This window comes from Flavobacterium sp. (assembly GCF_030146175.1).
GTDB lineage: Bacteria > Bacteroidota > Bacteroidia > Flavobacteriales > Flavobacteriaceae > Flavobacterium.
The window spans coordinates 1-12,418 of the sequence record NZ_JASLCE010000100.1 but is presented as its reverse complement, the minus strand read 5'-3'; the positions used below and the strand labels follow the sequence as shown (position 1 = coordinate 12,418).

Here is a 12,418-nt window from a genome sequence, read left to right as displayed (position 1 = left end):
TTTAAAGTATTCCTCTTGATTTAATTTCTAAATATTTATTGATAGTGTCGAGTGTTAAGTGTTCGGGTTGGGTTAATACGGAATAGATACCGTATTTTTTAAGTTCATTTACAATCAGGCGTTTTTCGAAGGCAAATTTTTCGGCAATAGTCTGGTCGTATACATCCTGTACGGTGGTTATTTTTTTATCGATCAGTTGGTTGAGTTCGGTGTTGTTAAAAAAGATCACAACCAGTAAATGGTTTTTGGCAATGCCTTTTAAATAGGGAAGCTGGCGGTAAAGTCCGTCGAGCGTCTCAAAATTGGTGTACAAAAGAATAAGACTTCGCTGGTTGATATTTTTTTTGATGTCCACATACAACCGACTAAAGTCACTTTCGAAAAAATCCGTTCGGATATTATAAAGGGCTTCCATGATGAGGTGCATTTGCGATTGACGTCGTTCGGCCACTACGCGGTTTTCAATTTTTTTAGAAAACGTCATCATCCCGGCTTTGTCCTGTTTTTTCAGGATTACATTCGACAACGCAAGCGAGGCATTAATCGAATAGTCTAACAAACTTAATCCGTTAAAAGGCATTTTCATCGTACGCCCTTTATCAATGATCATATAGATATTCTGCGATTTTTCGTCCTGATACTGGTTGACCATCAGCTGGTTTCTTTTGGCTGTGGCTTTCCAGTTTAGCGTACGAATATCGTCGCCCGGCACATATTCTTTGATTTGTTCAAATTCCATCGTATGACCGATCCGTCTTATTTTTTTTACCCCATATTGGAACAGGTTATTCGAAAAAGCCATCAGATCGTATTTACGCAACTGAATAAACGATGGATAGGTGGGAAGGGTTTGATTGTGATCAAAAGTGAATCGTCTGGAAACAAGACGTAATGGTGAGGCAACATAGACATTCAGATTGCCAAAGGAATATTCGCCCCGTTCGGTTGGACGGAGGAAATATTGGAAATCATCTTTCTCGTGTCGGTTTAATTTACGTCTGACATCAAAATTGCGTACCTGAAACTGGAACGGAATTTCATCGATAATCTTTAGCCAGATATCAAAAGAATACGCACTTTTCAGTTTGATCGTAACGGGATTCTCATCGCCATTGGACAATTTTTCCGGAAGTACACGCGAGGCTTTTATCCCTTGCTTTGCGGTGAAGAGCAACAGAATATCAATGCCTGTAAAAGCGAGTAACAACCAGAACAACAACCAGCTTACACGATACAGTTCTTCGAAAAAATAAGCCAGCACAAAGCTTGCTATAATCCCGAGGAGCGTATAGAAAAAGAAGTTGTTGAGGTATAATCGTTTAAAGAAATTCAAAGCTATAATGATAAAAAATGAACAGTAACGACCTATCTTGGAATCTCAACCGTATCGACGATTTGTTTGATAATTTCGGCACTGGTGATGCCTTCCATTTCGCGTTCCGGACTCACGACCACGCGGTGTTGTAATACCGGTATCGCCGCTTCCTTGATATCTTCCGGACTTACAAAATCACGACCGCGTAAGGCGGCAAATGCTTTTGAAGCATTTAAAATGGCAATCGAAGCCCTTGGAGAAGCGCCCAGATAGAGGAATGCATTTTCACGGGAATTCAGTACGATTTTAGCAATATATTCGATCAGATTCGGTTCAATACGGATTTGTTTGACCAGACTTTGGTATTTCAGGATATCGCTTTGCGCAATGATTTGCTGTACCGATTCCAGTTTGTTCCGGTCTTGCAAGGCATTTTCACGTTGAATAATCGCGATTTCCTCTTCCAGATTCGGATAGTTGATATTGATTTTAAAAAGGAAACGATCGAGTTGCGCTTCCGGTAAACGATAGGTACCTTCCTGTTCGATCGGGTTTTGAGTCGCGATTACCAGAAAAGGTGTGTCCAACACATAGGTTTTACCGTCTATGGTAATTTGGCGTTCTTCCATCACCTCAAAAAGTGCCGCCTGCGTTTTGGCTGGGGCGCGGTTGATCTCATCGATTAATATGAAATTGGAAAAAATAGGCCCTTTTTTAAATTCAAAAGCCGATTTGGATAAGTCGAAAACAGAGGTTCCCAGAATATCCGAAGGCATCAGGTCGGGTGTAAACTGAATCCGGTTAAACTGTAAGGCCAGTGTCTTTGAAAGAAGTTTGGCGGTAATGGTTTTGGCAACGCCGGGAACACCTTCCAATAATACGTGGCCGTTGGAAAGGATCGCCGCTAAAAGCTGATCAATCATTTTCTCCTGACCTACAATTACGGTAGCCAGTTCCTGTTTGATTCGGGTTACACTTTCTAAAAGTGCCGAAAGATCCAGTCGGGTTTCAAAATTTACATTTTCGGTTTGTGCTTCGATTGGGGTATTTTCAAAAGTATCCATATTACTTTAATTTTTCTATTGCTTTACTAATTTCAATGACATCGGCCTGAGTACTCACAAGCTCATTCCGGTGTTTTTGGATCAGGCGTACTACATTTTCGATCAGTACGGGATCTTTTCCGGTTTTCTGATGTAGCCTTTTAACAAAGGTTTCGTCCAGTTGGAACGTATCGATCAGGTATTCCGATCGTATTTTTTCGAGAAAATAAATGATCTTTTTTTCAATTATCAGATGATGACTACCTTCCTGAAGGTATAGATTTCCGATTGTTTTGGTAAAATCGACGGTCGTATTCGGTACTGGTTCTTTTATCGGAATGATCCGTTGACGGCGTTTGGCATTAAAAAACATAAATACCAGCATGCCGATCAGGAAAAGATACCAGGCCCATTTTAATGCCGGCTGACTCAGGATATAGCGCATCGGCGAACCGGAAATATTCTGATCGTTATAACTAAACGACTGCCAAAACAGTTCCCCTTTTGGGATATACGATAAAATCGCACTACAATATTCGGCATTTTTATCTTTTAACAATACATAATTTGAAAAAGCAGCCGGCTGCGTATGCAACAGAAAATAACCGGTACCATAAGGAACCCGGATAAAATTGGCGTGCTTAATGCTATCCGTTTGCTGATAGCCCAAAACATCGGTTGTAGTCGAATCGATCGACTGAAAACTCACATTTCCGCTACCTTTTCCAAAATTATAGTGTTGATTCTTAACGTTATTCGCGCTTAGTTTTTGTCGCATATTGTCCTGTAAAGACATATTTGTGATGCAATCAAATTTTAGGGAATCCATTAATTTTTTCGGAAACGACTGCATACTTAAAAAAGCCGTATTACCATGATCAACGAAATACAATAACTCGTCTGCCGATGTATCGTCGAGCGTATTATCGTCGGAAATCATCAGTATCGTTCCTTTAACGGCGTAGGTCGAATCGGAATAACGGTATTTCGGATCCAGAAATTCATAAACCGTAGTGCCGAAACGAGTTATTTTTTGGTTCGGAAAAAGGCCAGGGATTTCCTTATTAAATACATAAAGTCCAAACGGTATTTTATCCTGAATCGTATAACTTGGCGTCCAGTTAATAGGCTTTGGTCGGCCGGAATCAATAACAATAATTCCAACAATGATCAAAACCAGAAAAGCGATATATAGTTTTAAAGTCCGATTCATTTACAGGGAATTAAAAGTGTTTATAAACGCCTTTTCCGATTGATTAAAAGTCGTTTCGTTGAGTTCGAATTCGCCATACCAGCTATAGTCGTATATATACGAAAGGTAGGAAAAATCGTGTCGTAATTTCGGATTGCCGATTTCATACAGATAATCGGAATTGGTTTTTTCAATATCCCATTCGATAAGCGATTTGTCGGATAAACGTTTGAGCAACCACAGGTAATAATAACGAATCGCGAGTCGGTAATCGTTATTGTTTTTAGAATCCCGTATCGCTTTTTCGAAATTAATGGAATGTATGTCTTCGTCGATCGTATCGGAAGTCGTGATTTTCTTTTGTGATGATTTTCCGAAAATCCAGTTGCCTTCCTTATTCAGTATTGTTTTAACAATCATATAGACGACAAATAGTACGATCAATATGGCTATAACTTTTAGAACAATCTCAAGTGCTGTCGGATTGGCACCGTCTACTCCAAACGAAAAAATACGTCCCAGCCAATATTGCAACCAGGCTTTAAACGAACTCCAGGCACTGGTGTCGGGCGCTACGGTTTCGTATTGAAAATCCGTTCCGGAATAGTTTTCCTTAAAATTAGAATGGAAGGGTAACGGTTGAATAGCCGTTGTGTCCGACAATGTTTGTATCTGCCGGTTTTGCCGGGCAATAACAGTCGGATCCTCTAGTTCGTCCACTTGTGAATAAGTGGCAAACGAGGATAAAAACAGGATGATATAAAGGAGCAACTTATTCACTTTGTGTACCAATCAAATCAATGTCGCTTTTTGGAGTATTGTTTTCCAATTCTTCGCGGATGCTGTAATAGATCACTCCATTGTTGATCAGTAACAGATTTTGCATAAAGAAATTTAAGATTACCGACAGCACAAATGTCAATAACATCATAATAATAAAAAACGAAAACGGACTGGAAGATTCCGGATTAATAGTTCCCGGATCCTCAAGAGTGGTAAATACCGAAGCTACTCCGATAATATACGGAACCATTGAGATCGTCCCTACGATAGCCTGTACGATCAGGTACATAACAAAAGTAGAACCGATTATAGGCCAGAATTTGCTTTTCATCATCTGGAACGCTTTGCTTAGCGAAACAAAATAATCGTCGTCGGTTGAAATATAATTATAAAAACTCAGCGATAACCAGGAACCTGCCGCCGGAATCAGGATAAGTATCATCGGAATTCCGATCAGGATAAAAACCAAAGCGAACGACAACATAAAAGCCAGCGCGATTAACGGTATAGCAGTAAACATCGAAAGGATGAAAAAAAGAAGCACTTTTCCAATTTTAGATTTGACTACCTGAGTGATTTCTGCCGTGTCAAAATCTTTTTTTCGGGATAACAAATCGAGATAGACTACCGGATAGAGATAGCTGATCAGGCTGATAATTAGTAGCAAAAGAGCCGACAATCCGCCGAATCCCAAAAACAGCGAAAAGTTTTCTGCAATAAAACCGTCGAACTGATTCCCGGGCCCACCATTACTCAAACCGGAAAGCGTTCCTTCGTAAAATACTTTAAAAAGGAAAAAAACCAGAACCAGTAAAACCAGCACAAAACCACCGTTTACAATCAGGTAGTTTCGGAAATAATGTCTTCCGTATAATTTAAAAAAACTAAAAGTATCGCCGACTAATTCGTTGAAATTTCTTTTTTTATAAAGTTGAAACATGTTTTCGAGTTAATTTTTTATGGAGAATATAAGGATAAATCAGATAGTAAAAAGAAATAAGTGCCAGTGTACCGAGAATGATCAGAACATTTAGCGCTCGCGGCATATCAATCGAATATCGGGTGATAAAACCTTCGAGAAAACCAGCGGCAATGGTAAACGGCATCGTGCTTAAAAATATTTTAAGACTGTTTTTTAGTCCGGTCTTAAACGAAGTAAGCCTCGAAAATGTTTTTGGAAACAATATGCTGGCACCAAGGATAAAACCGGCAGCCGATTCGATTACAATGGCAAAAATTTCCATCGAACCGTGAATCCAGATCCCGCGTACACTTTCCCAAAATACCTTTTCCTGATAAAAAAAGTACTGGAACGATCCGAGCATAATCGAATTCTGAATCAGTACAAAAAAAGTACCGATTCCGGCAAAGATTCCATAGATATAGCAACGCATACCAACCATCAGGTTGTTAATTGTGATGCCGATAAAACTGCCCCAGTTGCTTCCGCTTTTATAAATCGCGACCGGATTGCCCTCCTTAATGTTTTCGAGTGTCATGTTCACATAACCGTCGCCTAAAATAAGCCGCACAAAAGTAGCGTCATTATGCGCCGAAAGTACGCCAATACCGGTACAGGCAAAGAATAAAATAAAGGCATAAAGCAGGTAACGACGGTATTCGTATACCAAAAGCGGGACTTCGGTTTTAAAAAAATGAACCAGCCTGTTGGTTTCTTCTCTTTTGGTTTTATAAACTTTCTGATAGGTTTGTGAAGCGAGATAATTAAGGTAAACTACCGTCTTACTTTTGGGATAGTAGGTCTGTGCATATGCCAAATCATTCATCAGATGGATATACAAACTCGCCAGATCATCAGGATTTTTCTTAGATTTACCGAAAATTGCTTGCTCAAATTCAAGCCATTTTTCTTTATTTTGTTTAATAAATGCAACTTCTCTCATACATTCGCAAAAAGCTAAAGTATAAAATATGTCAGAATTATCAATAGTAACAACGCAAAATGTTAATATAAGTTTTAAAACAGCCTCAGTTGGTACAAGAATTGTGTCCGAACTTTTGGATATGCTGGTAAAAATTGCCTATGTTGTGGTGGTAATCTACGTGTTTTTCTATTTGCTGAACATCCAAAAATTCTTTGAAGGCGCTGATCCGTGGACGTCGGGAGCGATTATGATGTTGTTTGGATTGCCGGTAATGTTGTATTCGCTATTGCAGGAAAGCCTGATGGAAGGACAAACGGTAGGGAAAAAGATAATGAAAATAAAGGTGATTAAAATTGACGGTTATCAGGCCGGTTTTGGCGATTACCTGATTCGCTGGATATTCCGGATCGTGGAATTTGGTATCGGAAGCGGCGTGATCGGAATGGTAGCAATTCTGGCGAGTAATAAAAGTCAGCGGTTGGGCGATATGGCCGCGGGAACTGCAGTGATTAGTCTAAAACGCAACATTAATATCGATCATACTATTCTTCAGGAAATAGACGAAGGGTATGTGCCAATTTATCCATTGGTGATTAAACTTTCGGATAATGATGTCCGGATTATCAAGGAAACATTCGAATCGGCATTACGTGTCGACGATTTCAAACTGATCTATCAGCTACGGGAAAAAATTGAATCGGTAACGGGCATTAAAAATCAGTCCGGGAATGACAGTGATTTTATCAGGACCGTTTTAAAAGATTACAACTACTATACACGCAATATGTAGCGTTAGAATTACTAAAAACAATACTATGTTTCATTTATTGGATATTTTGGGGACGATGGCCTTCGCATTGTCGGGTGCCTTGACGGCGATGAATAAAAAAATGGATCCGTTTGGCGTGTTTATTATTGCCTTTGTAACGGCTGTTGGTGGCGGTACCGTGCGCGATGTATTGATTGGCCGGACACCGGTTGGCTGGATGCAAAATCTCGATTATGTCTATATGATTACGATCGGTTATTTTCTGGCCTTGGTTTTTCGCAAAAGTCTCGATAAACTGCGAACCTCTTTGTTTTTGTTTGATACGGTAGGTTTGGGTGTTTTTACATTAATCGGTCTTGAAAAGGGAATCGCTATTCACCTGCATCCGATCATTTGTATCGCATTAGGTACCATGACAGCTTGTTTTGGCGGTGTTATCCGTGATATTTTATGTAACGATATACCGGTAATTTTCCGAAAAGAAATTTATGCGACCATCTGTATTATAGGTGGAATTGTCTTTTTTCTGCTGCGCAAATGGAACGTACAGGAAGATGTATTGTATTTGACAACATCGGTGGTGATCATCGTAATTCGTTTGATGGCCGTCAAGTTCGAATGGTACTTACCAACACTGGAACACCGGAATCCACCTAACGAGTAAGGTATACAAAACCGGTCAGATCGTTCGGATAATCCGGATCGTTTAGTTTTAAAATATAAAAATAAGTGCCTTCCGGAGCGAGTTCGTGACCCACACCGTCCTTTATAAGTCCGTTCCAGTCTTCTGTATACTGATCACCTCGCCATACCAGTTTGCCCCATCGGTTGTAAATGTAAATTTCGAAGTTTAGGAAAATGGTTCGCAATCCTTCAATAAAAAAGGTGTCATTAAGACCGTCTCCGTTGGCCGAAACAGCGTTATAAACCGTAGGTGGACAATTATAGGTCAGTAGCATAAACGACGTTACCTTATAGCAGTTCGCATCGCCAACACGTACAAACACTTCTTTTGGCGATTGCTCCGACAGATAATGATGACTATTATATATCGGGTTCGTATTCTGATTAGCATCTTCGGCTGTTTCGTGGAAACTTACGGTTTGCGAAGGATCGGTTTTAACCAACTCATCATAACCCGAAAAATCGTAGTAACCCGATCCGTAGCCTTTGTTGCAAACTTTTAAAGCCGGTAACGGATTGACTTGTGGCGATATGTTAAGGGTGGCTGTAGTGGAAGCTTCATTGTTGTTTTCATTGATCTCAACTACTGTATTATCCGGGTCTACTACAACTTTTAAGGTAAAAGGAGAAACAATTGCTTCCGGTAAAACGACTGTAACCGAACGGGTTTCGTGTCCGTCTATAGGAATCGTTGTCAATGTCTGATAGGTGCCGACAAGTGTCTCGTTGGCATATATTTTTATCCGAGTGCCCTGCGGTAATGGATGGGTGCTTTCCAGGTTATAAACGGTAAAATCGACGGAAATGGTTTTGGAATTACAATGAACACCGATGTTGTCGATACTGACGGAAGCATCGGGTAACTGACTGTTTAGTTTGGTTACAATAGCATTAATCATCACAAAATCCTGACCGGATGTCAATTGTATTGTGGCTGAGGTATCGCCAATGTCAATATGATTCTGAATATCGTAAACGTCCAGATCCATATTGTACAAGGTTGAGCTTCCGGTGATACTATTGGTACCATTAAAAGCATTGTTAGCCGGATTTAATGGCGGATTGCTTAGAATATTTCCATTAATGCGCAATGTTTCGTTAACCAGGATGTCTTTATCTCCTTCCCAGGCCAGAAAACCAATTTTAGCATTTTGATTGTCAATAACATTCAGACTCGAAAGGGTAATATTAACCACGTCCGGAACAGCCTGCATTCCGTCATATATATTTAGCTGATTTAAAGGTAAAGTCTCATTTTTGTAAACGATAATAATAGCCCAACCTGCAAAATTGGTTCTCCGGATAAAATGTTGCGCGATATAAGGCGAAACATCCAGATCGGAGACGGTGTATTGACCGTTCCCTATTTGTTGTACCAAGTCGGTAATGTCCTTAAAAGCGCTGAAATAGTCCAGGAGAATTCCGGTTGCATTGCGCTGATAACTAAAAGTTCGGTCGGGTCGAATAGGGATATTGTTGAGTTTAATATCGAAATCACCTGGTCCGGAACCTGCCCAATACAAATAGGCTTTTTCGATGGTATTACCGGATGCGAGATTTAATGTAGCCGATGAACTGGTGAAAATAGCGGGCACCACCTGAAAGGAATTTTCCTCCGGATTAAGCGTGTTTCCTATAAAAGTAAAATCATAACGTCCGTTAAACTGATTGTAAAGACTAATGTCCTGTGCTATTATCACGGGTGAAAATAGTACAGAAAACAAGAGTATAAGACCGCGTAATTTTCGATTCAAGGGCATTAATTTTAAAATTGACGGTTCTAAATTTAGTAATTATTTGAATGCCAAAAAACTAATGGATGCCAAAATGAATGAAATCAAAAACAAAAAATTGGCAAAAAAGTAGTAAATTTCCAAAGTTTATGCAGCTTGCGTGGAAAATTTTAAGATAAGAAAATATAGCGAAAAAGATTATAATTTATGGAATGATTTTGTAAATCAGTCCGAAAATGGTACATTTCTTTTCCTTCGTGATTTTATGGAATACCATAAAGATCGGTTTGAAGATGGCTCTTTAATGATCTTCGAAAAGGAAACGGTAGTGGCCTTATTACCGGCTAATCGAAAAGGGAATGAATTGCATTCGCATGGCGGACTAACCTATGGCGGATTACTCGTTCAGGAAAACCACGGACATGCTTATCTTGAAAGTCTGTTTACCGCATTATGCGATTATCTTAAAGCGGCATCGCTGGAACATTTGGTGTTCAAATCAAGACCCTCTTTTTATACGGCAGGTTCGAATCGCGAATGGCACAATTTCCTGATTCGAAATGGTGCTGCGCTTTATCGTAGCGATATAAGTATGGCGATCGATTATCAGCGACCGTTACAAATTGGAAAAAGCAAATTAAAACGGTACCGAAAACCGGAAAATGAACTGCTTGAAGTGGTACAGGAACAGGATTTTGGCCCTTTCTGGAATGAGGTTCTCGAACCGCGACTATCCGAAAAATATGAGGCTAAACCGGTGCATACATTAGATGAAATTACGCTTTTGCATCACAAATTTCCGGAAAATATTCAACAGTACTCGGTATATCGGGACGGTCGAATTGTAGCGGGAATTACGCTGTTTGTCGATACGTATGTGGTGAAATCACAATACGGCGCCACTACGGCAGAAGGCGAACAACTGCGCGCACTGGATTACCTTTTTATCACACTGATTTTAAAATTTAAAGCAGAAGGGAAATACTTTTTCGATATGGGAACCGTTAGTCAGAAGGAAGGGAAAACCTATAATCCCGGATTGTTAAAACAAAAGGAAGAGCTGGGATGCGCTATGTATACCCAGGATTTTTACAGTTTACCGTTATGAAAATACCTTTTTTAGATTTAAAAAAACTGAATAAACCGTATGAAACCCGGTTTCAGGAAAAGTTTAGTACTTTTCTGGACAGTGGCTGGTATATATTAGGAAACGAAGTTCGGACATTTGAAACCGGTTTTGCGGACTATTGTGGCGTAAAACACTGTATCGGTGTTGGCAACGGACTTGATGCTTTGATACTTATTTTTAAAGCCTATATTGAACTGGGAAAATTGCAAAAAGGCGATGCCGTACTCGTGCCGGCCAATACCTATATTGCAAGTATTCTGGCAATTTTACAGGCCGAATTGGTTCCGATTCTGGTCGAACCGGAGCTGGAAACCTACAATATTGATCCGACGGAAGCCGAAAAACTGCGAACCGAAACTACCAAAGCTATTTTGGCGGTGCATTTATACGGACAATTATCGGACATGGTGCCGATCCACAAATTGGCAGAAAAATACAATTTGCTGGTTATCGAAGATGCGGCTCAGGCACACGGAGCGGTTTTAAACGGACGAAAAGCCGGTAATTGGGGACATGCCGCGGGGTTTAGTTTTTATCCGGGTAAAAATCTGGGTGCTTTGGGCGATGCAGGAGCGATTACAACCAACGATTCCGAATTGGCAAAAATGCTATATTCCCTACGGAATTATGGATCGGAGATCAAATATGTAAATGATCATATAGGCTATAACAGCCGTTTGGACGAATTTCAGGCGGGTATATTAAATATCAAATTACCGGACGCCGATGTGGAAGCAACGGAAAGAAGGAGCATTGTAAAACGCTATCTGTCGGAAATTCAAAATCCGAAATTGGCATTGCCGTATTATGATTTTTCAGAAAACCATGTTTTTCATCTGTTTGTGATCCGTACCGAAAATAGGGAAGCACTGGCCGAATATTTAAAAGAAAAAGGAATCGGAACGTTAATTCATTATCCGGTTCCGCCGCATCAGCAAAAAGCATTGCCGCAATTTCACGGTTTGTCGTTTCCGATAACCGAAAAAATCCATCGGGAAGTGCTGAGTTTGCCGTTAAATTCGACTTTAACAACCGCAGAGGTCGATGCGATCATCCTCGCGTTAAACAACTATTAAGAGCGGAAAACCGTTTATGTCCGAAAGCCAATCTGCATATCGTCATATCTTAAAAGCGACTTCTATTTTTGGAGGCGTTCAGGTATTCAATATATTGGTTTCGGTAATCCGGTCAAAAATTATTGCCGTTCTGATTGGTCCGGCCGGAATGGGAATCGCAGGATTATTAAATGCAACACTTAATTTGATCAGCGGATTTACCAACCTCGGACTGGAGACCAGTGCGGTAAAAGAGATTTCTCAGGCAGGAACTGAAAACAATACTCCTAAAATAAGCCGGACAGTTAGTGTTTTGTCCCGGTTGATTTGGCTCACAGGAACGCTTGGGTTTGTGGTAACGTTATTGTTATCGCCCTGGTTGAGTTATCTGTCTTTTGGGAATTACGATTTTACCTGGGCTTTCGCCTGGACGGCCATCGTTTTGCTTTTTAAACAATTAACCAGCGGTAATATTGCGGTATTACAGGGACTTCGGAAGCATAAATATTTAGCGCAAGCCAACTTATATGGTAGTGGCGTAGGACTTGTGATCAGTGTTCCGTTGTATTATTACTGGAAGTTGGACGCAATTGTCCCTTCGATTCTATTGTCGGCAGTGATCAGCTTTGTGTTTTCAATGCTGTATTGTAAGAAACTGGCAATTCCTTCGGAGGCGGTAAAGAGCCGCGAAGCCTTACGCGAAGGGAAAGAGATGTTGAAATTGGGCTATGCCTTAAGTTTTATGGGCTTATTGGTTATAGCGGCGTCCTATATTGTCCAGATATTTATCAGTCATTCGGGTGATGTGGAAGAAGTAGGACTGTTTAAT

At 40.2% G+C, this 12,418-nt stretch carries 12 protein-coding genes; 5 read left to right on the top strand and 7 right to left on the bottom strand.

Going from position 1 to position 12,418, the window contains the following annotated elements; genetic code table 11:
* Position 1: 1 nt before the first annotated feature.
* Genes Q1R07_RS11370 through Q1R07_RS11345 form a run of 6 tightly spaced genes read right to left on the bottom strand, consistent with a single transcriptional unit; the run spans position 2 to position 6,237 of the window.
* The gene (locus tag Q1R07_RS11370; protein ID WP_300490125.1) at positions 2-1,333 is read right to left on the bottom strand and encodes a DUF58 domain-containing protein; all 1,332 of its coding nucleotides are present in this window, start codon (positions 1,331-1,333) and stop codon (positions 2-4) included.
* A 32-nt stretch (positions 1,334-1,365) separates the two neighbouring features.
* Complete coding sequence (locus Q1R07_RS11365) at positions 1,366-2,379, bottom strand: MoxR family ATPase (RefSeq protein WP_300490123.1); 1,014 nt, start codon at positions 2,377-2,379, stop codon at positions 1,366-1,368.
* A 1-nt stretch (position 2,380) separates the two neighbouring features.
* Positions 2,381-3,571: a DUF4350 domain-containing protein gene (locus Q1R07_RS11360; RefSeq protein WP_300490120.1), complete on the bottom strand. Its 1,191-nt coding sequence runs from the start codon at positions 3,569-3,571 to the stop codon at positions 2,381-2,383.
* Positions 3,572-4,330, bottom strand: a complete 759-nt coding sequence (locus Q1R07_RS11355) for a DUF4129 domain-containing protein (protein WP_300490117.1) — start codon at positions 4,328-4,330, stop codon at positions 3,572-3,574.
* Positions 4,323-5,273, bottom strand: coding sequence for a hypothetical protein (locus tag Q1R07_RS11350; protein ID WP_300490114.1), 951 nt, complete (start codon positions 5,271-5,273; stop codon positions 4,323-4,325). The genes Q1R07_RS11355 and Q1R07_RS11350 overlap by 8 nt, the downstream gene beginning before the upstream one ends.
* Complete coding sequence (locus Q1R07_RS11345) at positions 5,257-6,237, bottom strand: stage II sporulation protein M (protein WP_300490111.1); 981 nt, start codon at positions 6,235-6,237, stop codon at positions 5,257-5,259. Before Q1R07_RS11345 ends, Q1R07_RS11350 begins: the two co-directional genes overlap by 17 nt.
* Positions 6,238-6,265: 28 nt before the next feature.
* Here Q1R07_RS11345 and Q1R07_RS11340 point away from each other — a divergent pair, with 28 nt between their 5' ends.
* Together Q1R07_RS11340 and Q1R07_RS11335 are read left to right on the top strand one after the other, a co-directional pair.
* On the top strand, positions 6,266-7,009 hold the full coding sequence (locus Q1R07_RS11340; RefSeq protein WP_300490108.1) for an RDD family protein: 744 nt from the start codon (positions 6,266-6,268) through the stop codon (positions 7,007-7,009).
* Between the two features lie 25 nt (positions 7,010-7,034).
* On the top strand, positions 7,035-7,652 hold the full coding sequence (locus Q1R07_RS11335) for a trimeric intracellular cation channel family protein (protein WP_300490106.1): 618 nt from the start codon (positions 7,035-7,037) through the stop codon (positions 7,650-7,652).
* Here the strand turns inward: Q1R07_RS11335 and Q1R07_RS11330 are convergent.
* Positions 7,642-9,426 carry a gliding motility-associated C-terminal domain-containing protein gene (locus Q1R07_RS11330; RefSeq protein ID WP_300490105.1) on the bottom strand — a complete coding sequence of 595 codons (1,785 nt, stop codon included), beginning with the start codon at positions 9,424-9,426 and terminating at the stop codon, positions 7,642-7,644. The two genes, Q1R07_RS11335 and Q1R07_RS11330, sit on opposite strands and share 11 nt — an antisense overlap.
* 139 nt (positions 9,427-9,565) lie before the next feature.
* On the opposite strand from Q1R07_RS11330, the gene Q1R07_RS11325 reads away from it, so the two are divergent.
* The 3 genes from Q1R07_RS11325 to Q1R07_RS11315 form a co-directional block, all read left to right on the top strand.
* A complete protein-coding gene (locus Q1R07_RS11325; RefSeq protein WP_300490103.1) occupies positions 9,566-10,513 on the top strand; it encodes a GNAT family N-acetyltransferase in 948 nt (315 codons plus the stop codon).
* Positions 10,510-11,610 (top strand): DegT/DnrJ/EryC1/StrS family aminotransferase, encoded by a 1,101-nt coding sequence (locus Q1R07_RS11320; protein ID WP_300490100.1) that lies wholly within the window; start codon positions 10,510-10,512, stop codon positions 11,608-11,610. The genes Q1R07_RS11325 and Q1R07_RS11320 overlap by 4 nt, the downstream gene beginning before the upstream one ends.
* A gap of 16 nt (positions 11,611-11,626) precedes the next feature.
* Positions 11,627-12,418: oligosaccharide flippase family protein (locus Q1R07_RS11315; RefSeq protein ID WP_300490097.1), on the top strand; the 792-nt coding region annotated here is incomplete at its 3' end.

Excerpts from the sequence above, each read along its gene's own strand:
- Q1R07_RS11365 (WP_300490123.1), bottom strand. The coding sequence starts at position 2,379 with ATGGATACTTTTGAAAATACCCCAATCGAAGCACAAACCGAAAATGTA.
- Q1R07_RS11360 (WP_300490120.1), bottom strand. The coding sequence starts at position 3,571 with ATGAATCGGACTTTAAAACTATATATCGCTTTTCTGGTTTTGATCATT.
- Q1R07_RS11350 (WP_300490114.1), bottom strand. The coding sequence starts at position 5,273 with ATGTTTCAACTTTATAAAAAAAGAAATTTCAACGAATTAGTCGGCGAT.
- Q1R07_RS11345 (WP_300490111.1), bottom strand. The coding sequence starts at position 6,237 with ATGAGAGAAGTTGCATTTATTAAACAAAATAAAGAAAAATGGCTTGAA.
- Q1R07_RS11340 (WP_300490108.1), top strand. The coding sequence starts at position 6,266 with ATGTCAGAATTATCAATAGTAACAACGCAAAATGTTAATATAAGTTTT.
- Q1R07_RS11335 (WP_300490106.1), top strand. The coding sequence starts at position 7,035 with ATGTTTCATTTATTGGATATTTTGGGGACGATGGCCTTCGCATTGTCG.
- Q1R07_RS11320 (WP_300490100.1), top strand. The coding sequence starts at position 10,510 with ATGAAAATACCTTTTTTAGATTTAAAAAAACTGAATAAACCGTATGAA.